We start from the raw sequence: 23,973 nt of genomic DNA on the forward strand, positions 1-23,973 counted from the left end.
AGATCTAGATTCTTTACTTATGGTATGGCCGGGCAGCATTGCGCCGCCCGGCTCAGCATTAGCGGAAATTCACGCTCCGATCGCTGGTCATGTCATACAGCTGGAACTTACGTCCAAGCTGCTGACCGCCGTCGCGGGTAAGCGGCGTCCAGCCGATAGCTGCCCGGCTGCGGGTCGGGCCAGAGGCAAAGAGATCCAGCGGAATCGATACATAGACCCCTTTTGTGAAATCCCCTTCCCCGTACTCGTCCGGTGATACGTTAGTCAGCGTGGCATAGGTGCCCACGACGACGCCGCTGTCGAAGTGTTTCGACACCTCCAGCGTACCGCCCTTATCTCCCGCCAGATACTGCCCGACGCTGGCTTTAATCAGCACGTCCTGAGCAAAGGAAGGCGTCCAGTAGGCGGTCAGGTGTCCCGTCTTCGCGCTGTAGTCGGTGAACTTCATCATCTCCTTCGCGCTGCGCCAGTCACGCTGCTTAACGTAGTTAGCATCAATCCCGAAGGCCCAGTTGCTGTCCACCGGCCGCCAGAGCACCTCGGCCCCGGCTCCACCGTACATCGTCTCCAGATAGCCGCCGTACACCTGGCCATAGAAGCCGTTGCCAAGATACTGGAAGTAGTTGGCCTGGAGATTGTTAACGTAGTAGTCATTCGCTACGTAGTCGCGCACGTGGGTACGCACGCGAGGCAGATGGGAGTCGTCCGGCGGATCGGTGTAGTTGAACTTGTCGTAGTTGTTGGCGATGTTGCCAAACAGGCTGCCGGTGGTCAGCAGGTGGTCGGTCAGCCAGAGATCGGCGGTCGCCATCACCCCAAGCTGGTACATATAGAAACTTTCCGGACCGCCCACGGACTGGTTCAGCACCGGATCGATATGGAAATCGAAGCGGGACTTCTCCATATACCAGCCCTGCTCGGTGCTCTCTGGTACCTCTGGCTCAACGCGTTTCTGCACCAGGGTCGTCTCATGCCCCAGCGGCTCTCCGGCCAGATGGCGTTGCAGGCTTGCCACATCGGTTTCGGTGGTCACCTGCGGCAGGTTGAGGCGGTTCTCGGTCACGCGGATGGTTTTTACGCCGTCCGGCAGATCGTTGGCGATGATCCGGTTCGCCCGCTCAATACCCTCTTCGGTATTGCGGTATTTCACCTGTTCGCCGGTAACGTAGAGCGTATCGCCTTTCACCTGAATTTTCGGATCCGCCAGCCCGGCGTTGTACTTCAGCTGCGTGAGCTGATTCGCCACCACCGCGTGCTGCATAATGGCGTCCTGCGGCTGCGGCTCATACTGCGGGCGGGCATTATCGTTGTAAGAGGGGCGCAGATCGTTGAAGTTAGAGTGCAGGGTAAAGCCAAACATCACCGTGTTGCCGCGCTCGTAGCTCAGGTTGACGTCGGCCCAGTCTGCTACGCGATAGATTGCCCCAACGTTCACTTTGCTGCGCTGCGGCAGACGACCGGCAAAATCCTGCTGATAGTTATTGCCTTCATACTCCAGCTTCAGGCGCAGCGGCTGCCACGGCGTCTGGTACTCCACGCCGCCAAACAGCGACGCCGGGCCATGGAACATCTGACTACTGTCAATGGAGCCCGCCTGGTTGTAGCTGTTGTCGCGGTAACAGTACTTCTCATCGTAGGAGCAGAGGGGGTTTTTGATATTGCCCGCCGTGCCAAGGTAACCCCAGCCCAGCCCAAGAGTAAAATCAAACGGCCCCCAGGCCTTGCTGGCCACAAGGTATTCGGCATCGAACAGACCTGTCCCGCCGATATCCCGTGCGCCCACTGCCACCTGCGGCAGCCAGTACCCCTCTTCCCACAGGCGCAGCTTGAGATCGAACGCTTTATCTTTGTAGGTCTGATCGCCGGAAAAGGCGTCCACGCTGCTGTACTGTCGAGTGCGCACGTCGGTGTAGCGCAGAGTCGTCTCTAGCCACGGAAAGAGCTGAATCGAACCTGAGTAGTAGCGGTACTGATCGTTATCGCGATAGTTAAGGCTGATCTCACCCTCACGCGCCATCCGGGCGGTGGGCGTTTGCAGCAGTCCCACGCCGCCGAAGTCAGTCTGGGAAGGGCCTACCGGAGCCGGATACGTTTCCGCATGGCAGGCGGCGCTGACGCTGAGCGCCAGCAGGCTGTAAAGAGAAATTTTCTTCATTAATCCGGTATCCGATGCGTCAGGGAAGTGAGAATATCGGCGTTAATGCCGTCCCGGCTTTTCGTCCAGACGCTTTCAGCAAAGCCAACAAAAATCGTGCTGCCCGGCATGGGTTCCACATGGCGTTTGTTCCAGTAGGCCACCGGCACGCTCTGCGTGCGGCCATCGGGATAGATCACCCACGCCGTATTGCGATCGGCTCCGCTTAGCAAGCCCATCTCATCTAAATATCCCGCGACGTCGCGTCCCGGTGTGAACGGCTTTTTGCCAGGGCTGCTCACCAATCCCAGCACGGTAACCGTAGAAGGCTGCGCGCCGAGCCACAGGCTGTACTCGCCCTCCAGCGGCGGGTTCGCACCGGGCTGGACCCGGACCCGATCCGGATCGAGGGGCACCAGCTGGCGTCCCGTGACCTTGATGCCCTGCAGCTGCTGACGGAGAGCGTTAACTGCGGCGGCATCCTCTCCCTCTTCATCTGCCGCGAGGGCGGCCAGACGCGCCAGCAGCGCCTGATGCCGCTGCGTTTCGCGCTGGGTGGCGTGCTGCTCGCTAATGACCGCGCCCGGCCACCAGCTGTTGGCCAGCCGGGGCTGACCCACTAAATCAATAAGATGCGCGGCATCGGTCAGCGTCTTAGGCTCCGCGCTCTCGGGGGTGTAAACCTTAATGGTGCCCGCTGCGAAAGCAGCAGAGGAAGCAAGGCTAAAAATAAGCGAGGCGATTGCGGTTAGCTTCATTGTTTTGCCGCCTTGATGAGCGTGGTCTCAACCGGGAACCAGTCCGCGCCAAGGTACTGTAGCGACCGCCGGATCCGTCCGTCGCTGTCTATCCAGAAACGGTTGGTCCAGGATTTTTGCTCTGTCTCAACGTGCTCTTCCAGCACGCGTACTATGGTGACGTCGCTGCCTACCGTCACCGTATCCTGCCCGGCCCAGCGGAACTGCGAGCGGGCCGTGGCATAACGTACCTGGCCATGCTCGGTCCAGCCGAGGGTGCGGGTCCACGCTGCGCCATCGGTAATGCGGTTCGGTTTGATCAGCGGATCTGCCGCCAGGTTGTTCACCTCAAGCAGGTTATCGCCGGGAAGCTGAGTTTTAACGAGGCGACCATCCTGAGTCACCAGAATAGACTGGTCCTGAGTCGCCCACTTCTGCTGGCCGTTTTCAGAAAAAGCGAGCACCACAAACAGCTGAGGGCCACCGTTTAGCTGCATATACTGGCTGGCATAGGGCATATCCTGAATATCTTCATCGGTAAGATGCACGCCGGGGGTGCCAAACACGCTGTCCCACAGCGCACCGCCCAGCTCTTTGGTCGTGCCGGAGCACGCCTGCAGCAGCAGACAAAGCAGAATAATTCCCGGTCGCTTCACGACAATTCTCCAGGGGCAAAATAACCACACCGAAGTGTGGTTAGAGTTAAAGCACTCGTGATTACTGAGTGCTGGTCGTTGTGGTGGTGGTGGTTCCGGTATTAGAACCATCGCCGCCACCGGTCGCCGCGAGGGCGACGCCTACCGCTGAGCTGACGGTGCTAACGCTGGTCGCGGAGGAGCTTCCCGCCGAGACCGACGTTGCCGCCGACCCTGCTGCGTCACCTACTTGTACCGGAGCGGCATAAGCAGAGGTCGCGGCAAGCGCGGTGATGGCAAAAATGCCATACAGGACTTTATGCATATCAATTTCCCTTCATTGAATGAATGGATATTTACCTGAACGGAGTCAGGCGCAGTCGAGTATACACAACCGATACGCGTGATTGGCGTCACAGAGAATTACAGGGCGGGTTTTAGGATTAATGACCTATTCAGCAAAGAACATTTCTTGCTCAACTCAAAATTATCTATAAATCAATAAATTAAAATATAAATAAGCCTTGGTTGTCTGCGTATTATCCTAAAATCATTTGCGGCCAATAATGTCGGAAATGCGTTTTTCAGATAAAGCTCAATAAACAGATTTGCGGTAAGTTACTGGCAACAGGAAATATCTGATAAGAGAGCCGGCAATAGTACCGGCTTATATTAAATAAACATCAATGCCCGGCGGCGCTGCGCTTGCACGGGCCTACGGCCTGGCTGCAATCTGCTAAATCATTCGAATTGCAGCAAGGCGGCAAGATCGTTAATCCCCGGGAGCATAGATAGCTATGTGACCGGGGTTAACGAACGCAGCCAATGCGGCTGCGGTTTGAAGGATGACGCAGATTTTAGCGCCAGGACTTATAGCGGTTAATCAAGCCGTTGGTCGAGCTATCGTGGCTGCTGATATCGCTGTCATCGCCCAGCTCCGGCAGTATACGGTTCGCCAGCTGTTTACCCAGCTCTACGCCCCACTGATCGAAGGTGAAGATGTTGAGGATCGCGCCCTGGGTGAAGATTTTGTGCTCATAGAGCGCAATCAGTGCTCCGAGGCTGAACGGGGTGATCTCACGCAGCAGAATGGAGTTAGTCGGGCGGTTGCCTTCAAACACCTTAAACGGCACAACGTGCTCCAGCGAGGCCGGATCTTTACCCTGGTCGCGATACTCCTGCTCAACCACGTCGCGGGATTTACCGAATGCCAGCGCCTCGGTCTGAGCGAAGAAGTTGGAGAGCAGCTTCTGATGATGATCCGACAGCGCGTTATGGGTGATGGCCGGTGCGATAAAGTCGCACGGTACCATCTTGGTGCCCTGATGGATCAGCTGGTAGAAGGCATGCTGGCCGTTGGTTCCCGGCTCACCCCAGATAATCGGGCCGGTCTGGTAGTCCACGGCATTGCCGTTACGGTCAACGTACTTACCGTTGGACTCCATGTTGCCCTGCTGGAAGTAGGCTGCGAAGCGGTGCATATACTGGTCGTAAGGCAGAATCGCCTCTGTTTCCGCGCCGAAGAAGTTGTTGTACCAGATACCGATCAGCGCCAGCAGCACCGGCAGGTTTTTCTCCGCCGGGGTGGTGGCGAAGTGCTGATCCATGGCGTGCGCGCCGGAGAGCAGTTCAACAAAGTTGTCGTAGCCCACGGAGAGGATGATCGACAGGCCAATCGCCGACCACAGGGAGTAACGCCCACCTACCCAGTCCCAGAACTCAAACATGTTAGCGGTATCGATACCAAACTCGCCCACCGCTTTGGCGTTGGTGGAGAGCGCAGCAAAGTGTTTCGCCACGTGCTGCTGGTCACCGGCCGTTTTCAGGAACCAGTCGCGCGCGCTGTGGGCGTTGGTCATGGTCTCCTGCGTGGTGAAGGTTTTGGACGCCACCAGGAAGAGCGTAGATTCAGGGTTAACCTTCTTCAGCACTTCGGCGATGTGCGTACCGTCGACGTTAGAGACAAAGTGCATGTTCAGATGATTTTTGTACGGGCGCAGCGCTTCGGTCACCATAAACGGGCCGAGGTCGGAGCCGCCGATGCCGATGTTCACCACGTCAGTGATCGGTTTGCCGGTATAGCCTTTCCACTGGCCGGAGATGATGGCCTCAGAGAAGGTTTTCATCTTCTCCAGCACGGCGTTGACTTCCGGCATCACGTCTTTGCCATCAACAATAATCGGCGTGTTGCTGCGGTTACGCAGCGCAACGTGCAGCACCGCACGATCTTCGGTGCGGTTGATCTTCTCGCCGGAGAACATGGATTTGATCGCGTCGGCCAGCTCGGTCTCTTTGGCTAAGTCCAGTAGCTTTGCCAACGTCTCTTCGGTGATGCGGTTTTTGGAGAAGTCCACCAGCATCTGATCGTTGAAGGTCGCGGAGAATTTGCTGAAGCGGTCGCTATCGTTGGCGAACAGCTCGGCGAGGGTGACCTCTTTCATTTCATCGAAGTGTTTCTGTAATGCCTGCCAGGCAGAAGTCTGCGTTGGGTTGATATTTTTCATAGCAATACTCTTCTGATTTAGGATCCTAACTGCGGTCGATTGTAGCGCCTGCGGACAAAAATTGTGACGGTTTTTATGCTTTTGCCCAACGAAGATGATGATGCGCTAACGCGGGGAGACAGGGCAAAGTATAGCGTTTATAAGTTATTTTCCTGGGATAACCCTGAACATGAAAAATCCGCATAACCGCAGCGTTGACAGCGCCCCCCGGAAACCTTTATTTATAAAGTATTACTTATGTTACCAAAGTATGAATTCCCATTGGGAATAGCCAGAAGAGGCGCGTCGTCCAGGTTAGTGTGCTTGAGGAGCCAGTCCGCAGAGAGCACAGGAGGGGGAACAACGCCGAGGTGGTAGAGCGTCTGGCCGCGCTTGCCATCGGCTACAGGGGCTGAATCCCCTGGGCTGTCACCAGAGACGTTCGCAGTCGTGCGTCTCGCAAGGTGGAGCGCTTCTGGGTGTAATCGTAGCGGTTCATTGCTCTGCGCCTACCCCGTTTTTCGCTCTCTCCTTGTTCCAGGGCTGACTATTTGCACCTGATACGAGGTTGTTATGATCAAAGCAGTTTCCCCGCTTGGTGTTGCTAAGCTTATTGTTGCCAAATTTGGCGGGACCAGCGTCGCCGATTTCGATGCCATGAACCGCAGCGCCGACGTGGTGCTCTCCGACGCCAGCGTTCGCCTGGTGGTGCTCTCTGCCTCTGCAGGGGTGACCAACCTGCTGGTGGCGCTCGCCGAAGGGCTGGAGGCCAGCGAACGTTTCGTAAAGCTCGACGCCATTCGCAAAATTCAGTTCGATATCCTTGAGCGCCTGACGCGCCCTGACGTCATCCGCGAGGAGATCGAACGCCTGCTGGAAAATATTACTACCCTGGCGGAAGCCGCTTCTCTTGCCACCTCTGCCGCGCTGACCGATGAGCTGGTAAGTCACGGCGAGCTGATGTCGACCCTGCTGTTTGTGGAAGTGCTGCGCGAGCGTAGCGTGCAGGCGCAGTGGTTTGACGTGCGTAAAGTGATGCGTACCAGCGATCGCTTTGGCCGCGCCGAGCCGGATGTTGCCGCCCTGGCGGAGCTGGCGGCCCAGCAGCTCTCCCCGCGTCTCAACGAAGGGTTAGTGGTTACGCAAGGCTTTATCGGCAGCGAGCCAAAGGGCCGCACCACCACTCTGGGCCGCGGCGGCAGCGACTACACCGCCGCCCTGCTCGGCGAAGCGCTGCATGCCTCTCGGGTGGATATCTGGACCGACGTTCCCGGCATCTACACCACCGATCCGCGCGTTGTACCGGCCGCCAAGCGTATCGATGAGATCGCCTTTGAAGAGGCCGCTGAGATGGCGACCTTCGGCGCAAAAGTGCTGCATCCGGCAACGCTGCTGCCTGCGGTGCGCAGCGATATTCCGGTGTTTGTTGGCTCCAGCAAGGATCCTAAAGCGGGCGGCACGCTGGTCTGCAATGAGACGCAGAACCCGCCGCTGTTTCGCGCCCTGGCGCTGCGCCGTAAGCAGACCCTGGTAACCCTGCACAGCCTGAACATGCTGCACTCCCGCGGCTTCCTGGCCGAAGTATTCGGTATGCTGGCGCGCCACAGTATCTCCGTCGATCTGATCACCACGTCAGAAGTGAGCGTTGCCCTGACGCTGGACACCACCGGCTCGACCTCTACGGGTGACACCCTGCTAACCCAGGGCCTGCTGACCGAGCTGTCGTCGCTGTGCCGCGTGGAAGTGGAAGAGAACCTCGCCCTGGTGGCGCTGATTGGTAACGATCTGTCGAAAGCCTGTGGCGTGGGCAAAGAGGTGTTTGGCGTACTCGATCCGTTTAACATCCGCATGATCTGCTACGGCGCATCCAGCCACAACCTCTGCTTCCTGGTACCTGGCGCAGAAGCCGAGCAGGTTGTGCAGACGCTGCATCATAATTTGTTTGAATAAAATTCCAGCACACGATAAAAAATACCTATAGCCGGGCTCGAACCCGGCTTTTTTATAACTAAATGGCACAACGACACGACAATACTGCAAGGAATTCATTATGTTAACCGCCATCACCCGGCTGTTCCCCCTGTGGGCGCTGCTGCTCTCCGTTCTCGCTTACTACACCCCAACGACGTTCACCGGCATCGGCCCGTGGGTGACCACGCTGCTGATGCTGATCATGTTCGGCATGGGTGTGCATCTGAAGCTTGAGGACTTCAAGCGTGTTCTGTCGCGTCCCGCCCCGGTCGCCGCGGGCATTTTTCTTCACTATCTGGTAATGCCCCTCGCCGCCTGGCTGCTGGCCATGCTCTTTAAGATGCCCCCGGATCTCTCCGCCGGGATGGTGCTGGTAGGCAGCGTTGCCAGCGGCACGGCCTCCAACGTCATGATCTACCTGGCCAAGGGCGACGTGGCGCTGTCGGTCACTATCTCATCGGTCTCTACGCTGGTAGGCGTGGTGGCAACGCCGCTGCTGACGCGCCTCTACGTGGATGCCCATATTCAGGTGGATGTGATGGGGATGCTGCTGAGCATTCTGCAAATCGTGGTGATCCCGATTGGGCTTGGTCTGGTTATTCATCACCTCTTCCCACGCCTGGTGAAGGCGGTGGAGCCGTATCTGCCGGCGTTTTCGATGCTCTGCATTTTGGCGATCATCAGCGCGGTAGTTGCAGGCTCTGCATCGCACATCGCTTCCGTTGGCTTCGTGGTGATTATCGCAATCATTCTGCACAACACCATCGGCCTGCTGGGCGGCTACTGGGGCGGAAAGCTGTTTGGCTTTGATGAGTCCATCTGCCGGACGTTGGCGATTGAGGTGGGGATGCAGAACTCAGGCCTGGCCGCCGCGCTGGGTAAGATCTACTTCTCACCGCTGGCCGCCCTGCCCGGCGCGCTGTTCTCGGTCTGGCACAACCTCTCCGGCTCGCTGCTGGCAGGCTACTGGTCGGGTAAACCCATCGATGAGCAACCGAAAAAAGATGCGGTAAAACAGGGTTAATTTACTCTGCTTGCTTTACACTGAAGCCTCTTCTACAGGAGGCTTCAGCGATGGCTACACCAAGATTGACGCAAAAAGATATGACGGAGAGCGAGCAGCGCGAGCTGAAAACCCTGCTGGATCGCGCCCGTATCGCCCATGGCCGCACCCTGACCAACGCCGAAACCAATCAGGTTAAGAAAGAGTACACCGACAAGCTGATGGCGCAGCGCGAGACTGAGGCCAAAAAAGCCCGCAAGTTAAAAAAAGAGCAGGCGTATAAACCCGATTCAGAGTCGACCTTCTCCTGGTCAGCCAATACCTCAACCCGTGGAAGGCGCTAATTAGCGCCCTTTCTTTTTACGCCCCGGCTGCACGAACCGTTTTCCGGCCGGTTTGCTGCGCTCTTTTTCAGCTGATTTCGGGGCGTTCACCACAGGTCGTTTAATCCCCTGGGTTTTCGGTTTCGCCTTCGCTTTCGGCTTCGCTTTCGGCTTCGCCTCTGACGATGAGTTTTCGATAAGCTTGAACAGCTCTACCAGCTCGTCGTCGGTCAAGTCACGCCACTCGCCCACGGGGATACCGGTCAGGCTGACGTTCATAATGCGCGTACGCTCCAGCCTGGTCACTTCAAAGCCAAAGTGCTCGCACATCCGGCGGATCTGTCGGTTTAAGCCCTGAACCAGCGTAATGCGGAAGGCAAAAGGTGCCTCTTTTTTAACTTTACACTTTTTGGTGACGGTACCCAGGATCGGCACGCCTGCGCCCATGCCACGGATAAACTCGTCCGTGACGGGCTTATTCACCGTGACCACATACTCTTTCTCATGATCGTTGCCGGCCCGCAGAATTTTGTTTACCAGATCGCCATGGTTAGTGAGGAAGATCAGCCCCTGTGAATCTTTATCCAGGCGGCCGATAGGAAAGATACGGCTGCTGTGGTTAACGAAATCGACAATGTTGTCTCTCTCGCTATCTTCCGTGGTGCTGACAATTCCCACCGGCTTGTTCAGCGCGATAAATACCAGATCGTCCTCTTCCCGAGGCTCGATAAGCTGGCCGTTGACCTTGACCACGTCGCCCGCGACAACCTGATCCCCTATCCCGGCGCGTTTGCCGTTGATAAAGACGTTGCCCTGCTCAATGTAGCGATCGGCTTCGCGACGCGAGCAGATCCCGCTCTCGCTGATGTATTTGTTTAGTCGGGTGGATTGTGGTGTCAGCATAGTTTCTCCTGTAAAGGCGAAATATACCCTGGGTGCCGTTTTGTGTGCCAGAGGGAAATAGGTACGCTTCTCAGGCCGGATAGGCGCAGCGCTATCCGGAAATATTTACATCTTAACCGAATACGACTTTCATCGTGCCTGGTATGGTTTGCGCCTTACCGACGACAATATCGACATCTCTTCCCAGCCGCGTCAGGCAATCGAGCATTTTCGCCTCGCTGATCCCACGAAATTGGCCACGCAATAAGTTTGATAGTTTAGGCTGGGTCATACCTAAAATATGGGCCGCCTGCTGCTGAGTCAGCCCACGCTCTTGTAGAATGTCATGAATCGCCATTGCTAACTGCGCCTTAAGCTGCATCTCCTCAGCGTTAGCGTAGCCTAAATCGTTATAAACATTCCCACTACCCGCTTCGATTTCATTTTGCATATCAGGAACCTCGTGCATGATTCTGAGCAGGCTTAAGCCGCTGGTAAATGAGGGCAGTATCTGGCTTCGCCATTGCTTTACCCGATACTGATTTTTTCTGAAAAACATGCAGCACATAAACGGCATCTTTAAGCATGATGGTGTAGACGGCTCTCCATGTGTTTCCCTGATAGTCCTCAACAACTTCAAGTACCCCGGCGCTACCAAATCCCTTTAACGGCTTCGCTTGATTATGGCGCTTACCTTGTTGGGCAAGCCAAAGCGCATAACCAAAAACATCCTGCACATTTTCCGGTTGCGCCAGCAGATCCTTCTTCGACTGACCAACCCAATACAATGGTTTTATCATTCCCCCTCCTTGATTATACCTATTTGGGTATAAAAAGCACCGTGTTAAAGGGAAGATAAACAAAAAGCCCTGCACGATGCAGGGCTTAAAGCAAAATCCACGAGGCGGTTTCCAAAATCAGTACTCCCCGCGCTCCTCATCCTCGTCCGGCTGCTCCAGCACGCTGTAGGCCACCGCACAGAAGAGCGAGTTGAGGCGTTTCATATCCCCCAGCAGGCCTAAATGCAGCGAGCTGGTTTCGATACTCTGCACGTTCTGCTGATGCAGACGATCCACGTGGGCGTGGGCGTAACGGCGGTCGAGAATACGGAAGCGGTGCTTGCGGCGGCGCAGGCGGCGGGCACTCGCCACGTCGCTGGAGAAGAACACCGACATCGCCAGCTGCAGATTACTGCGCAGCTGCTCCAGCAGGCTATCCAGCTCGTTAAGCCCTTCAACAGAGAAGGCGCGCCGGGCCGCCAGCGACTTATCGGCAATCTCGCTGCCCATCCGCTCAATGATGTCTGATGCCTGCTCAAGGTTGAGCGACATCTCAATAATTTCCGCCCAGCGGCGCGACTCCTCTTCGGCCAGTTCATCCTTCGGCATCCGCGCCAGATAGAGCTTGATGGCGGTATAGAGCACGTTGATATCATCGGCAGTTTTCCGTAGCGCTTTCTCCTCACGCGGCTCGCCGTGCATGATCTTCTTCAGACCGTCCAGCATCTGTTCCATGGCGTCACCCATGCGCAGCGACTCGCGGGCGGCGTTCGCCAGGGCCAGCGTGGGCGTATCCAGCGCCGAGGTATCAAGATGCTTCGGCTTCAGACGCATATCAAGCTCAGGCTCATCGCGGATCAGCCGCTCGCACAGGCGGGCCATCGGTCCGGCAAAGGGCACCATCACCACGCAGCGGATCAGGTTGTAGAAGACGTGGAAATAGATGACCAACTCTGCATCCGGCAGCGGTAGCCTGTCCAGGACCACTGCCAGCGGATGTACAAAAGGAAGGATCAGCAGGCTACCCACCAGCTTAAACAGCAGGCTGCCCATCGCAACGCGGCGTGCAGCGGCGCTGCTGGCGCTGTTGTTGAGCACTGCCAGCAGACCCGAGCCGAGGTTTGCACCAATCACCAGGCACAGCGCCACCGGAAACGAGATGATCCCCGCCGCGGTTAGCGTCGCGGTCAGCAGCACCGCCGCAAGGCTTGAGTAGCTGATAATGGCAAAGACCGCGCCAATCAGCGCGTCCAGCATAATATCGCCGGTTAGCGAGGCGAAAATAACCTTCACGCCGCTGGCCTGAGTAATCGGCGTCACGGCCTGCACGATAAGCTCCAGCGCCAGCAGGATCAGCCCAAGGCCGATGCTGACCCGGCCAAGCTGCCCTACGCGGGACTGCTTGCGTCCAAGAAAGAAAATGACGCCAATAAAAATCAGCAGCGGTGAAAGCCAGGAGAGATCAAAGGTGAGCACCCGCGCCATCAGTGCGGTACCAACGTCCGCCCCCAGCACAATCACCAGCGCCGGGGTAAGCGCCACCAGATCCTGCGCCACAAAGGAGGTGACCAGCATCGTGGTGGCGTTACTGCTCTGCACCAGGGCGGTGACGCCAATACCCGCGCAGAAGGCCAGCGGTTTTTTCTCAACGCTGCGGCCCAGCACGGTACGCAAACGCGCACCAAAAACACGCATCACGCCCGTACGTACGATATGTGTGCCCCAGACCAGCAGTGCAACGGCGGACAGCAGGTGTAAAAGCGTTAGCACAGGGTTACGGCCTCCTTATCGTATACATTTTCTCCTAGTATAAGAGCTTAATGTCAATCAGTCCGCGTCGTAGCCGAGATTCGGTGCGAGCCAGCGCTCAACTTCACTCACGCTCATTCCTTTCCGCCGGGCATAATCCTCGACCTGGTCGCGCTGGATCTGCGCTACGGCAAAGTACTTGCTGTCCGGGTGGCTGAAGTACCAGCCAGAGACCGACGCGCCCGGCCACATGGCAAAGGACTCGGTCAGCTTCATGCCGGTATGTTTCTCAACGTCCAGCAGCTGCCAGATGGTGCCCTTCTCGGTGTGCTCCGGGCAGGCGGGATAGCCTGGCGCAGGACGTATCCCCTGATAGTTTTCGCGGATCAGCTCTTCGTTGCTGAGGTTTTCGTTCGGCGCATAGCCCCAGTAAACTTTACGCACGCGTTCGTGCAGGTACTCCGCAAAGGCCTCTGCCAGTCGATCGGCAATCGCCTTCACCATGATCTTGTTGTAGTCGTCATGCTGGGCGTCATAAGCTTCGGCCAGCGCATCCTCCTCCAGCCCGCCGGTGACGGCAAACGCGCCGATGTAGTCCTCTTTGCCGCTCAGCTTCGGCGCAACGAAATCGGCCAGGCAGTAGTTAGCAAAGCCTACCTTTTCGGTCTGCTGGCGCAGATGGCGTGCCACCGTCAGTACCTGAGTACGTGATGCATCGCGGTAGATTTCAACGTCATCGCCGACGCGGTTTGCCGGGAACAGCCCCACCACGCCGCGCGGGTTAAGACGTTTTTCTGCGCTGAGCTGGTCGAGCATCTCGTTAGCGTCTTGAAACAGGCGCTTCGCCTCAACGCCGACGATCTCATCTTCCAGAATGCGTGGATACTTACCCGCCAGCGACCAGGTCATAAAGAACGGCGTCCAGTCGATGTAGTTGCGCAGCGTCTCAATGCTGGCGGTCACCTCCTGCACGCCCAGGCGATGGGCCACCGGCGGGGTGTAGCTCTCCCAGTCGAAGGCCAGATCGTTATCCCGTGCCGCCTGTAGGCTGACTGGCGGCGTGCGCGGCTTTTTACGCGCATGTTGAATACGCACGGTTTCATACTCTTTGCGAGTGCGGGCCACGAAATCGTCCCGCTGGGTTGCTGACAGCAGCGACGACACCACGCCCACGGTGCGCGAGGCGTTCTGCACGTACACCGTTGGGCCGCTGTAGTTCTGCTCGATTTTAACTGCCGTATGGGCTTTCGAGGTGGTCGCCCCGCCAATCAGCAGCGGAATGGTAAAGCCCTGACGCTCCATCTCTTTCGCCACGTTGACCATCTCATCCAGCGAGGGCGTGATCAGCCCGGAGAGGCCAATCAGGTCAGCATTTACTTCCCGGGCGGTTTTCAGGATTTTATCCGTCGGCACCATTACGCCCAGATCGACAATCTCGTAGTTATTGCACTGCAATACTACGCCAACGATGTTTTTGCCGATGTCATGCACGTCGCCTTTCACGGTGGCGATCACCATTTTACCGTTGGTCTGGCCTTTCTCTTTGCTGGCTTCGATAAAGGGTTCGAGCCAGGCCACCGCCTGCTTCATCACGCGGGCAGATTTCACCACCTGCGGCAGGAACATTTTCCCCTCGCCAAAGAGATCGCCTACCACGTTCATGCCGTCCATTAGTGGCCCTTCAATCACCTGAATAGGGCGTTCGGCCTGCTGGCGCGCCTCTTCGGTATCTTCTTCAATAAATTCGGTAATGCCTTTAACCAGCGAATACTCCAGCCGTTTTTTAACGTCCCAGCTGCGCCACTCCGCCTGCTGGGCGTTGACGCTATCGTCGCTCTTGCTGCCGCGATACTTCTCGGCCAGATCCAGCAGACGCTCGGTGCTGTCGTCGCGACGGTTAAGGATCACATCCTCGACCGCATCGCGCAGCTCGGCAGGCAGATCGTCATAGATGGCCAGTTGCCCGGCGTTGACGATGCCCATGTCCATGCCGTTGCGGATGGCGTAGTAGAGAAACACGGCGTGGATCGCCTCACGGACCGGATCGTTGCCACGGAAGGAGAACGAGACGTTAGAGACGCCACCGGAGATCAGGGCGTGCGGCAGCTCGCGCTTGATGTCTTCACACGCGCCGATAAAGTCCTGGGCATAGTTATTGTGCTCATCAATGCCCGTTGCCACGGCAAAGATGTTGGGGTCAAAAATGATATCTTCCGGTGGAAAACCGACATCCTGGGTAAGAATGGTGTAGGCCCGGCGGCAGATCTCAATCTTCCGCTCCCGCGTGTCAGCCTGGCCGACCTCATCAAAGGCCATCACCACCATCGCCGCGCCGTAGCGGCGCACCAGCTTCGCATGGCGGACAAAGGCCTCCACGCCCTCCTTCATCGAAATGGAGTTAACGATGCCTTTGCCCTGGATGCACTTCAGCCCCTTCTCGATAACATCCCACTTTGAGGAGTCGATCATGATCGGCACGCGGGCAATGTCCGGCTCGCCGGCAATCAGGTTGAGGAACTTGACCATCGCCGCCTCGGCGTCAAGCATCCCCTCGTCCATGTTGATGTCGATGATCTGCGCGCCGTTCTCTACCTGCTGGCGCGCCACGTCCAGCGCCTCGCTGTACTTCTCTTCTTTAATCAGGCGTTTAAATTTTGCCGAGCCGGTAACGTTGGTACGCTCGCCGACGTTCACAAACAGGCTAGCGTCGCCAATATTCAGCGGCTCCAGCCCCGCCAGGCGGCAGGCAACCGGTAGGTCAGGCAGCTGACGCGGCGGCAGCCCTTCCACCGCGCGGCTCATGGCAGCAATATGCTCTGGGGTTGTGCCGCAGCAGCCGCCCACAATGTTCAGGAAGCCCGCTTCGGCCCACTCGCGGATCTGCGCGGCCATCGGCCCGGCATCAAGATCGTACTCGCCAAAGGCGTTGGGCAGCCCGGCGTTCGGGTGGGCGGTGACGTAGCACTCGGCGATGCGCGACAGCTCCTGCACGTACTGACGCAGCTCATCCGGCCCCAGGGCGCAGTTCAGCCCGAAGGTCAGCGCGTCGGCGTGGCGGAGTGAGTTATAGAATGCTTCGGTAGTTTGCCCGGAGAGCGTGCGTCCGGAAGCGTCGGTAATGGTGCCGGAGATCATGATCGGCAGCTCAACGCCCAGCGCCTCGAACTCCGCCTTCACGGCAAAAATGGCCGCCTTCGCATTGAGCGTATCGAAAATGGTTTCGATCAGGATCAGATCGCTGCCGCCCTCCACCAGCGCCCGGGTGGACTCCCGGTACGCCGCCACCAGCTGGTCGAAGGTGACGTTGCGATAGGCGGGATCGTTTACGTCCGGCGAGATAGAGGCGGTGCGGTTGGTTGGACCCAGCACCCCCGCCACGTAGCGCGGCTTATCCGGCGTGCGGGCGGTCCACTCGTCGGCGCAGGCGCGGGCCAGCTTCGCGGCGGCAAGGTTGATCTCTGCCGACAGGGACTCCATCTGGTAGTCCGCCATCGCAATGGTTGTCGAGTTAAAGGTGTTGGTCTCAACGATATCCGCACCCGCCGCAAAATAGGCGTCATGGATTGCAGAGATCACCTCCGGCTTGCTGAGCACCAGCAGATCGTTGTTGCCTTTGAGATCGCAGGGCCAGTCGGCGAAGCGCTCGCCGCGAAAATCCTGCTCACTCAGACGATAGCCCTGGATCATGGTGCCCATGCCCCCATCCAGAACCAAAATACGCTCTTTTAACTGCTGATGCAGTTGATCAACTTTGCTGCTCACACGTGCTCCCGACAACGCTCAACCAGGCCACAAAGGCCAGCAGGACATACTGGCACAAAGCCAGCAGGTGGAAAAGAGAGCAGCATGAAACATGAGAGATGTTCACCTGAACTCATCCGATCAGTCTGGTCGCAGGTTGCATTATAATCAGATAAAACGAAAATGATTTCCACGATACAGAAAAGGAGTCGGCCATGGTGGCTTCCGTACCCGCGAAACGCGGTAAAAAACCTCGCACCGCTGCTGCCGCAGCCACCCCGCCGGCGACCGGACAGGTGCAGTCCCTGACGCGCGGCCTGAAGCTGCTGGAGTGGATCGCTGAATCTCAAGGCAGCGTGGCGCTGACCGAGCTGGCGCAGCAGGCTGGCCTGCCCAACTCGACCACCCACCGCCTGCTGACGACCATGCAGCAGCTGGGCTTTGTCCGCCAGGTAGGCGACCTGGGCCACTGGGCGATAGGCGCGCATGCGTTTGTCATTGGTGCCAGCTTCTTACAGAGCCGCAACCTGCTGGCCATTGTGCATCCCATTCTGCGTAAGCTGATGGAGGATTCCGGCGAGACGGTGAACCTGGCGGTGCTTGACCAGAACGATCATCAGGCCATCATTATTGACCAGGTGCAGTGTAACCAGCTGATGCGCATGTCTGCCCCCATTGGCGGCAAGCTGCCGATGCACGCCTCCGGAGCGGGAAAAGCTTTCCTGGCCCAGTTGGATGAGGATCAGGTTACCAGCCTGCTGCATCGCCAGGGGCTGCATACCTACACCCACGCTACGCTGGTCTCGCCCCTGCATCTGAAAGAAGATCTGGCCCTCACCCGCAAGCGCGGCTACTCCTTTGACGATGAGGAGCACGCGCTGGGCCTGCGCTGCGTGGCGGCCTGTATCTATGACGAGCATCGTCAGCCTTTTGCGGCTATCTCTATCTCTGGACCGATCTCACGTATTACCGACGATCGCGTGACCGAGCTGGGTGCGCTGGTCATCAAGGCGGCGAAAGAGGTGACGCTGGCGTATGGCGGAATGCGATAGAGTAAACGCGGGCGTTACGCCGCGAACCGCACGCTGAAACGCTGCCGCCGGCGGTAGGCGTAGACATCCTCCACGTGGCCCTCTTTGATACGCGTTTGCAGTGCCCGCCAGTAGCTGGCGCGGAACAGATCGGCATGCATCTCCTCAAAGAGTGGCCCGACGCGCGGATCGGCACAGAGCCAGTGGCGAAACTCCTCGGGGAAGACATCCCCTGGCGATACGCTGTACCACGGCTCGGCGCTTAGCTCATCCTCCGGGTAGCGCGGGGCGGGAACGTCGCGGAAGTTTACCTCGGTCATGTAGCAGATCTCATCGTAGTCATAGAACACCACCCGCCCGTGGCGCGTCACGCCAAAGTTTTTAAACAGCATATCGCCAGGGAAAATATTCGCGGCGGCTAGCTGACGAATGGCGTTGCCGTACTCTTCAATGGCGTCCCGCAGCAGCTGACCGTCAACCTGCTCCAGCCAGATATTGAGCGGCACCATGCGCCGTTCGATATAGAGATGGCTGATGGAGATGCTATCACCCAGGTCGGTAATCTTCTCCGCCGCTTCCGTCATCAACAGGGCCATCAACGCAGGCGCAATCTGCCGCTTCTCCAGCACAAAGTTTTCAAACTCCTGGGTATCGGCCATCCGCCCGACGCGATCGTGCTCTTTTACCAGCTGATAGCAGGCGCGCACGTGGGCGGCGGTCATCTCCTTCTGCGGGGCAAAACGATCTTTGATTACCTTGAAGACCCGGTCAAAGCCCGGCAGGGTAAAGACCAGCATCACCATGCCGCGAATGCCCGGCGCTTCAATAAACTGCTCGTCGCTGCTGGCAATGTAGTGCAGATACTCCCGGTAGCTCTCGGTTTTAGCATGCTTCTGGCAGCCAATCGCCATATAGAGCTCAGCCGTGGTTTTGCCTGGCAGGATCTCCCGCAGCCACTCCACCGTCGCGGCGGGCAGCGGAGCATAGACCATAAAGTAGGAGCGGGCGAAGCCGAACACAATGCTGGCTTCGTCGTGGGTGGTCAGGCAGGCATCGACAAAAAGCTCCCCCTCCTCGCTGCGGTGGATCGGCAGTAAAAAGGGAACCGTGCCATCGGCCAGGATAAGCTTGCCCACCAGCCAGGCGGCTTTATTGCGGTAAAAAAGCTCGTTTGCCACCTGTAAACGTGCCTGCGCTAGCGCCGCGTCGCCAATGCTCTCCGTTAGCTGCATGAGGATATAGCCCACGTCGCGGGCGCGATCCTGCCACGGCAGACGCAGGGGGAGATCGGCAAGCAGCTTGTTGAGCAGCGCCTGCCAGCCGCCGGTCGGGTGAAAATCCTTTGCCAGCGGTCGAGGAATGGTGCGAAAGCGGCGCTCGGGCTGGGAGCTGAAAATAAACAGCCGCTCAGGCGTCAGGGCCCGGTGATCGAACAGCCGACAGTAGACCGAGTTGAAAAAGCTTTCGGCAATTTCGAAGCGCGGATAGTCCGGCAGCAGCTGAGTATAGTGCGCCTTTACCCGCAGCAAATAATCCGCGTCGAGGCGCCGACCCTCGGTTATACAGCGCAGCTGCTCGGCCACCAGCCCAACATGGTGGTCGTAGAGGTGGATGCGGCTCTTCATCGCCTGCTGGACGGCGTGCCAGTCCGCCTGCTCAAAGCGCTGCTGCGCGCCGGCGGTAATCTCCAGAAAGCGTCCGTACTGGGCGTCAAAACCCTGCAGGATAGTTTGGGCGATTAATAGCTCCCGGCCACGCGTCATACGTCCCCCTTCGGATCCGTGCGTAGGCCCGGTAAGCGCAGCGCCACCGGGCGTTTCCGTTATCAGAACTGCTGCTCTTCTGTTGATCCGGTCAGCGCGGTCACCGATGATGCGCCGCCCTGAATAATCGTTGTCACCTTATCGAAATAGCCGGTTCCCACCTCCTGCTGATGGGAGACAAAGGTATAGCCCTCCTTCGCCGCAGCAAACTCCGGCTGCTGAACCTTCTCGACGTAGTGTTTCATGCCCTCTCCCTGCGCATAGGCGCGGGCGAGATCGAACATGTTGAACCACATGCTGTGGATACCCGCAAGGGTGATGAACTGGTACTTGTAGCCCATCTCCGCGAGCTGCTGCTGGAAGCTGGCGATAGTGTTGTCGTCGAGGTTCTTCTGCCAGTTGAACGACGGCGAGCAGTTATAGGCCAGCAGCTTGCCGGGGAATTGGGCATGGATGGCATCGGCAAAGCGCCGGGCCTGCTCCAGATCTGGCTTCGAGGTTTCACACCAGACCAGATCGGCATAGGGGGCGTAGGCCAGGCCGCGGCTGATGGCCTGCTCTATCCCGGCCCGGGTACGATAGAACCCTTCGCTGGTGCGTTCGCCGGTAATAAATTCACGGTCATACTCATCGCAGTCGGAGGTGATCAGGTCCGCAGCGTCGGCATCAGTACGGGCGATCAGCAGCGTCGGTACGCCCATCACGTCTGCTGCCAGCCTGGCCGCCACCAGCTTCTGGATGGCCTCCTGGGTGGGTACCAGTACCTTGCCACCCATATGGCCGCACTTCTTCACCGAGGCCAGCTGATCCTCGAAGTGTACCGCCGCCGCTCCCGCTGCAATCATCGACTTCATCAGCTCAAAGGCGTTCAGCACGCCGCCGAAGCCCGCTTCGGCATCGGCCACGATCGGCAGGAAGTAGTCCACGTAGCGCGGATCGTTGGGATCGATCCCTGCCGACCACTGGATCTGATCCGCCCGGCGAAAAGTGTTGTTGATCCGATCCACGACTGCCGGAACCGAATTAGCCGGGTAGAGGGACTGATCCGGATACATGCTGGAGGCCAGGTTAGCATCGGCCGCCACCTGCCAGCCGGAGAGGTAAATGGCCTCTATCCCTGCCTTCGCCTGCTGGAGCGCCTGCCCGCCGGTCAGCGCACCGAGGCTGTTGATATAGCCCTTTTTAGACTCGCCGTGCAGCAGACGCCACATTTTCGCCGCGCCAAGCTGCGCCAGGGTGCACTCCGGATTCACCGAGCCGCGCAGTTTTACCACCTCTTCCGCGCTGTAGGGGCGGCTAATGCCCTCCCAGCGTGCGGTTTTCCACTCTTGCTGTAATGCTTCTGTTTGTTGGGTACGGGTTTTCATGGCTGTGCTCCACTGTTTTTATTAGGCTAAGAGGCGGTAACCCGGCAGGGTCAGGAAATCGATCAGGTCGTCAGAGGTGGTGATCTGCTCCATCAGGCGAGCGGCGTCGGCAAAGCGACCATGGCTGAACCGGTGCTCGCCCAGCTCCTGCTGGATCACCTGCATCTCCTCGCCGAGCATCTGGCGAAACAGGGCTTTAGTTACTGGCGTACCGTTGCTGAGCGTCTTTTGATGATGGATCCACTGCCAGATAGAGGTGCGGGAGATCTCTGCCGTTGCGGCATCCTCCATCAGGCCATAGATTGGCACACAGCCGTTGCCGGAGATCCATGCTTCGATGTACTGCACCGCAACGCGGATATTGGCGCGCATCCCCTCTTCCGTGCGTTCGCCGTCGCAGGGCGCAAGCAGCTCTTCGGCAGCGATGGGCGCGTCCTCCTCCCGGGTGACAGAGAGCTGGTTTTTATTGTCGCCCAGCGCGGTATCAAAGATGGCCATCACCGTATCGCCCAGACCGGGGTGGGCAATCCAGGTACCGTCGTGACCGTTTTGCGCCTCCAGCTCTTTATCCGCCCGTACCTTATTCAGCACCCAGTTGTTACGCTCGCTCTCTTTGCTGGGGATAAAGGCCGCCATGCCGCCCATCGCAAACGCACCGCGCCGGTGGCAGGTCTTAATCAGCAGACGGGAGTAGGCGTTGAGGAAAGGCTTATCCATGGTGACCGCCTGGCGGTCAGGCAGTACACGATCGGGATAGTTTTTTAACGTTTTGATATAGCTGAAGATGTAGTCCCAGCGTCCACAGTTTAGGCCCACAATGTGGTCCTTCAGGGCATGGAGGATCTCGTCCATCTGGAAGACTGCTGGCAGCGTTTCAATCAGCAGAGTGGCCTTGATGGTGCCGCGCGGCAGGTTGAAGCGATCTTCCGTGTAGCTAAAGACCTCGCTCCACCAGGCAGCCTCCTGCCAGGCCTGGGTTTTAGGCAGGTAGAAGTAGGGTCCGCTGCCCTTGGCCAGCAAGTTTTGATAGTTGTGGAAGAAGTAGAGGGCAAAATCAAACAGGCTGCCGGGAATAGCCTCATTACGCCAGATGACATGCTTTTCCGGCAGATGCAGACCGCGAACTCGACAAACCAACACCGCCGGATCGGGCTTGAGCTGATAGATCTTGCCAGCTTCATTGGTATAGCTGATGGTGCCGTTAACCGCATCGCGCAGATTGATCTGCCCGTCGATCACTTTTTGCCAGTTGGGAGCCAGCGAGTCTTCAAAATCCGCCATAAAAACTTTGACGTTGGCGTTCAGCGCATTGATCACCATCTTGCGCTCGACCGGACCGGTGATCTCAACCCGACGATCCTGCAGGTCAGCCGGAATACCGCGAATTTTCCAGTCTCCTTCACGTATGGAAGCCGTTTCCGAAATGAAACCCGGTAGCGTGCCGCTATCGATCGTCTGCTGCTGCTGGATACGTGCGGCAAGTAGCTTATTGCGCGCCGGAGTGAAACGCGTGACCAGATCGGTAAGAAAGGCGGTGGCCTCTGGCGTCAGAATATGCTGCTCCTGCTCGCCATACGGCTGGGTAAAGGTCAGTTCATCGGTAGTCGTTGCCTGTTGTGCCATAAGCGGGCTCCTCGTCGTTGATCCGAATAGATTTCCGTCCTGAACAAAAGATCGTGTTCAGTTTTCGTTCAGCTCCGTTAAGCCTACTCAATTAAAAAACAAAATCAAAAACAATTTCCATTTTCATTTTGAAAACGCTGCAATGCATTGATAAGACAGAAATTAAAGTTATCTACGGCTATGAAGTGATTTTCAGAAATAAAAAAAGCACCCGAAGGTGCTTTTTTGTTGGCTGAAACGCTTAATCCAAAGTGGGATTCATATGGCGCAGATCGAACGGTGTGATCTGGTAGACGTAATAATTGAGCCAGTTAGTAAACAGCAGGTTACCGTGACTGCGCCAGGTCGCACGCGGCGTATTCTGCGGATCGTCCTTCGGGAAGTAGTTATACGGGACAACCGGATCGAGACCGGCCTCAAGATCGCGGAAATACTCCCCGGCCAGCGTATTGGCGTCATATTCAGGATGGCCGGTCACGAAGGCGATGCGTTTATCTTTGCTGGCAAACAGGTAAGCGTCACCCTCACTCGATTCAGCAAGAATATCCAGATCGGTATAGTCGCGGATCAGCGCTGCAGGGAAATCGGCATAGCGCGAATGCGGGGCCAAAAACGAGTCGTCAAAGCCACGGGTTAGGAGCGCATGCTGCTGAGTGATGTGGTGTTCATATACGCCAGAGAGCTTGTCTTTGCGGGTCTGCTTGGGGATACCGTAGAGGATATTGAGTGCGGCCTGCACCGCCCAACAGACAAACAGCGTTGAGGTGACGTGATCTTTAGCCCACTCCAGCACCTGCTTGATCTGCGGCCAGTAGGCGACATCATTGAACTCAACCAGCCCCAGCGGCGCACCGGTCACAATGAGACCATCAAAGTTCTCCTCGTTGATCTCATCGAAGTTGCAGTAGAAGTTGTTCAGATGCTCAGCGGGCGTATTGCGGGACTCACGCGCGTCGATACGCAGCAGGCGAACGTCTACCTGTAGCGGAGAGTTAGAGAGCAACCGCAGGAACTGGTTTTCCGTTTCGATTTTCTTGGGCATCAGGTTGAGGATCAGCACCTTCAGAGGGCGTATCTCCTGACCTGTTGCACGTGATGTCGTCATGACAAAGACGTTTTCATCTCGCAAGAAATTGACGGCTGGCAGCTCGTCCTGCACCCGAATCGGCATAACCTTATTACCTCACAGCATACGTTTAAACGTGTAGACATCCAGATAGCTGACAATAACCAGGAATAGGCAAAATGTCGAGCCTGCATGTGCCAGGTGAGAAAGTTTCAAGAATAAGGGAGAAAAATACCAAAGCAAAAAACCCCGTACCTTACGGTACGGGGTTCTTCTTGTTTGATGCCTGGCAGTTCCCTACTCTCGCATGGGGAGACCCCACACTACCATCGGCGCTACGGCGTTTCACTTCTGAGTTCGGCATGGGGTCAGGTGGGACCACCGCGCTAGTGCCGCCAGGCAAATTCTTTGTGCTCGGTACGCAATACTTTATCGCATCAGCCGCGTTGCCTGCGCTCGCAAAGTCAGTCACATACTTCAGTATGCTCCTTCCTTTCCTTCACTGGCCGCCTTGCTGCTGCGCAAATTATTGCGCACTTAATTCTGGTATCAGCTGAAAATCGTCACTCAAATCACGCCAAAACATCTTCGGCGTTGTAAGGTTAAGCCTCACGGTTCATTAGTACCGGTTAGCTCAACGCATCGCTGCGCTTACACACCCGGCCTATCAACGTCGTCGTCTTCAA

The 23,973-nt window shown here is 57.4% G+C and carries 18 protein-coding genes, 2 rRNA genes and 1 riboswitch; of the genes, 4 read left to right on the forward strand and 16 right to left on the reverse strand.

The features are described 5' to 3' along the window. Positions 1-58: 58 nt before the first annotated feature. From WFN61_RS09180 to pgi, 5 genes are all read right to left on the reverse strand, one after another. The gene (locus WFN61_RS09180; RefSeq protein WP_337038563.1) at positions 59-2,155 is read right to left on the reverse strand and encodes a YjbH domain-containing protein; all 2,097 of its coding nucleotides are present in this window, start codon (positions 2,153-2,155) and stop codon (positions 59-61) included. After that, the gene (locus tag WFN61_RS09185) at positions 2,155-2,892 is read right to left on the reverse strand and encodes a capsule biosynthesis GfcC family protein (protein WP_312273007.1); all 738 of its coding nucleotides are present in this window, start codon (positions 2,890-2,892) and stop codon (positions 2,155-2,157) included. The genes WFN61_RS09180 and WFN61_RS09185 overlap by 1 nt, the downstream gene beginning before the upstream one ends. Continuing rightward, entirely contained in the window at positions 2,889-3,527 is a 639-nt protein-coding gene (locus WFN61_RS09190) for a YjbF family lipoprotein (RefSeq protein ID WP_337038564.1), read from the reverse strand. The genes WFN61_RS09185 and WFN61_RS09190 overlap by 4 nt, the downstream gene beginning before the upstream one ends. A gap of 61 nt (positions 3,528-3,588) precedes the next feature. Further along, positions 3,589-3,831 (reverse strand): exopolysaccharide production protein YjbE, encoded by a 243-nt coding sequence (gene yjbE / locus WFN61_RS09195; protein ID WP_144816784.1) that lies wholly within the window; start codon positions 3,829-3,831, stop codon positions 3,589-3,591. 532 nt (positions 3,832-4,363) lie between these two features. Further along, complete coding sequence (pgi, locus tag WFN61_RS09200; RefSeq protein ID WP_144816786.1) at positions 4,364-6,010, reverse strand: glucose-6-phosphate isomerase; 1,647 nt, start codon at positions 6,008-6,010, stop codon at positions 4,364-4,366. Positions 6,011-6,277: 267 nt separating this feature from the next. Further along, positions 6,278-6,472, forward strand: a riboswitch (Lysine riboswitch). A 90-nt stretch (positions 6,473-6,562) separates the two neighbouring features. Here pgi and lysC point away from each other — a divergent pair. The 3 genes from lysC (at position 6,563) to WFN61_RS09215 (ending at position 9,307) form a co-directional block, all read left to right on the forward strand. Then, positions 6,563-7,939, forward strand: a complete 1,377-nt coding sequence (gene lysC, locus WFN61_RS09205; protein WP_144816789.1) for a lysine-sensitive aspartokinase 3 — start codon at positions 6,563-6,565, stop codon at positions 7,937-7,939. Positions 7,940-8,039: 100 nt separating this feature from the next. Further along, on the forward strand, positions 8,040-8,984 hold the full coding sequence (panS, locus tag WFN61_RS09210) for a ketopantoate/pantoate/pantothenate transporter PanS (protein WP_337038565.1): 945 nt from the start codon (positions 8,040-8,042) through the stop codon (positions 8,982-8,984). A 50-nt stretch (positions 8,985-9,034) separates the two neighbouring features. After that, the gene (locus WFN61_RS09215; protein ID WP_144816793.1) at positions 9,035-9,307 is read left to right on the forward strand and encodes a DUF3811 domain-containing protein; all 273 of its coding nucleotides are present in this window, start codon (positions 9,035-9,037) and stop codon (positions 9,305-9,307) included. Here the strand turns inward: WFN61_RS09215 and rluF are convergent, their stop codons facing one another. The 5 genes from rluF to metH all read right to left on the reverse strand — a co-directional run bounded on the left by rluF (position 9,308) and on the right by metH (position 16,458). Further along, positions 9,308-10,189, reverse strand: coding sequence for a 23S rRNA pseudouridine(2604) synthase RluF (rluF, locus tag WFN61_RS09220; protein WP_337038566.1), 882 nt, complete (start codon positions 10,187-10,189; stop codon positions 9,308-9,310). It abuts the gene before it with no gap. 112 nt (positions 10,190-10,301) lie between these two features. Further along, positions 10,302-10,619: a helix-turn-helix domain-containing protein gene (locus WFN61_RS09225; RefSeq protein ID WP_144816798.1), complete on the reverse strand. Its 318-nt coding sequence runs from the start codon at positions 10,617-10,619 to the stop codon at positions 10,302-10,304. Position 10,620: 1 nt separating this feature from the next. Next, positions 10,621-10,968: a type II toxin-antitoxin system RelE/ParE family toxin gene (locus tag WFN61_RS09230; protein WP_337038567.1), complete on the reverse strand. Its 348-nt coding sequence runs from the start codon at positions 10,966-10,968 to the stop codon at positions 10,621-10,623. Between the two features lie 117 nt (positions 10,969-11,085). Then, positions 11,086-12,717 carry a Na/Pi cotransporter family protein gene (locus WFN61_RS09235; protein WP_144816802.1) on the reverse strand — a complete coding sequence of 544 codons (1,632 nt, stop codon included), beginning with the start codon at positions 12,715-12,717 and terminating at the stop codon, positions 11,086-11,088. A 57-nt stretch (positions 12,718-12,774) separates the two neighbouring features. Further along, positions 12,775-16,458 carry a methionine synthase gene (gene metH, locus WFN61_RS09240; protein WP_337038568.1) on the reverse strand — a complete coding sequence of 1,228 codons (3,684 nt, stop codon included), beginning with the start codon at positions 16,456-16,458 and terminating at the stop codon, positions 12,775-12,777. A gap of 194 nt (positions 16,459-16,652) precedes the next feature. Here metH and iclR point away from each other — a divergent pair, with 194 nt between their 5' ends. Beyond that, positions 16,653-17,489, forward strand: coding sequence for a glyoxylate bypass operon transcriptional repressor IclR (gene iclR, locus WFN61_RS09245; RefSeq protein ID WP_144816806.1), 837 nt, complete (start codon positions 16,653-16,655; stop codon positions 17,487-17,489). A gap of 14 nt (positions 17,490-17,503) precedes the next feature. Here iclR and aceK read toward each other — a convergent pair whose 3' ends face one another. From aceK to WFN61_RS09275, 6 genes are all read right to left on the reverse strand, one after another. Then, a complete protein-coding gene (aceK, locus tag WFN61_RS09250) occupies positions 17,504-19,231 on the reverse strand; it encodes a bifunctional isocitrate dehydrogenase kinase/phosphatase (RefSeq protein ID WP_312235388.1) in 1,728 nt (575 codons plus the stop codon). 62 nt (positions 19,232-19,293) lie between these two features. Further along, positions 19,294-20,598, reverse strand: a complete 1,305-nt coding sequence (aceA, locus tag WFN61_RS09255; protein WP_144816812.1) for an isocitrate lyase — start codon at positions 20,596-20,598, stop codon at positions 19,294-19,296. Between the two features lie 21 nt (positions 20,599-20,619). After that, complete coding sequence (aceB, locus tag WFN61_RS09260; protein WP_337038569.1) at positions 20,620-22,221, reverse strand: malate synthase A; 1,602 nt, start codon at positions 22,219-22,221, stop codon at positions 20,620-20,622. A gap of 241 nt (positions 22,222-22,462) precedes the next feature. Next, positions 22,463-23,392: a homoserine O-acetyltransferase MetA gene (gene metA, locus WFN61_RS09265; RefSeq protein ID WP_144816817.1), complete on the reverse strand. Its 930-nt coding sequence runs from the start codon at positions 23,390-23,392 to the stop codon at positions 22,463-22,465. 179 nt (positions 23,393-23,571) lie between these two features. Then, positions 23,572-23,687, reverse strand: a 5S ribosomal RNA gene (gene rrf, locus WFN61_RS09270). A 198-nt stretch (positions 23,688-23,885) separates the two neighbouring features. Beyond that, a 23S ribosomal RNA gene (locus tag WFN61_RS09275) occupies positions 23,886-23,973 on the reverse strand; the annotation flags it as partial.

The sequence above is a fragment of the Pseudescherichia sp. AS216 genome, from assembly GCF_037152055.1.
Lineage (GTDB): Bacteria > Pseudomonadota > Gammaproteobacteria > Enterobacterales > Enterobacteriaceae > Pseudescherichia.

What these genes read in the sequence shown, in the direction of transcription:
- metA (WP_144816817.1), bottom strand. Translation starts at nt 23,392, where the DNA reads ATGCCGATTCGGGTGCAGGACGAGCTGCCAGCCGTCAATTTCTTGCGA.
- rluF (WP_337038566.1), bottom strand. Translation starts at nt 10,189, where the DNA reads ATGCTGACACCACAATCCACCCGACTAAACAAATACATCAGCGAGAGC.
- yjbE (WP_144816784.1), bottom strand. Translation starts at nt 3,831, where the DNA reads ATGCATAAAGTCCTGTATGGCATTTTTGCCATCACCGCGCTTGCCGCG.
- panS (WP_337038565.1), top strand. Translation starts at nt 8,040, where the DNA reads ATGTTAACCGCCATCACCCGGCTGTTCCCCCTGTGGGCGCTGCTGCTC.
- WFN61_RS09185 (WP_312273007.1), bottom strand. Translation starts at nt 2,892, where the DNA reads ATGAAGCTAACCGCAATCGCCTCGCTTATTTTTAGCCTTGCTTCCTCT.
- WFN61_RS09225 (WP_144816798.1), bottom strand. Translation starts at nt 10,619, where the DNA reads ATGCAAAATGAAATCGAAGCGGGTAGTGGGAATGTTTATAACGATTTA.
- pgi (WP_144816786.1), bottom strand. Translation starts at nt 6,010, where the DNA reads ATGAAAAATATCAACCCAACGCAGACTTCTGCCTGGCAGGCATTACAG.
- iclR (WP_144816806.1), top strand. Translation starts at nt 16,653, where the DNA reads ATGGTGGCTTCCGTACCCGCGAAACGCGGTAAAAAACCTCGCACCGCT.
- WFN61_RS09180 (WP_337038563.1), bottom strand. Translation starts at nt 2,155, where the DNA reads ATGAAGAAAATTTCTCTTTACAGCCTGCTGGCGCTCAGCGTCAGCGCC.
- WFN61_RS09230 (WP_337038567.1), bottom strand. Translation starts at nt 10,968, where the DNA reads ATGATAAAACCATTGTATTGGGTTGGTCAGTCGAAGAAGGATCTGCTG.
- WFN61_RS09215 (WP_144816793.1), top strand. Translation starts at nt 9,035, where the DNA reads ATGGCTACACCAAGATTGACGCAAAAAGATATGACGGAGAGCGAGCAG.
- lysC (WP_144816789.1), top strand. Translation starts at nt 6,563, where the DNA reads ATGATCAAAGCAGTTTCCCCGCTTGGTGTTGCTAAGCTTATTGTTGCC.
- aceB (WP_337038569.1), bottom strand. Translation starts at nt 22,221, where the DNA reads ATGGCACAACAGGCAACGACTACCGATGAACTGACCTTTACCCAGCCG.
- aceK (WP_312235388.1), bottom strand. Translation starts at nt 19,231, where the DNA reads ATGACGCGTGGCCGGGAGCTATTAATCGCCCAAACTATCCTGCAGGGT.
- aceA (WP_144816812.1), bottom strand. Translation starts at nt 20,598, where the DNA reads ATGAAAACCCGTACCCAACAAACAGAAGCATTACAGCAAGAGTGGAAA.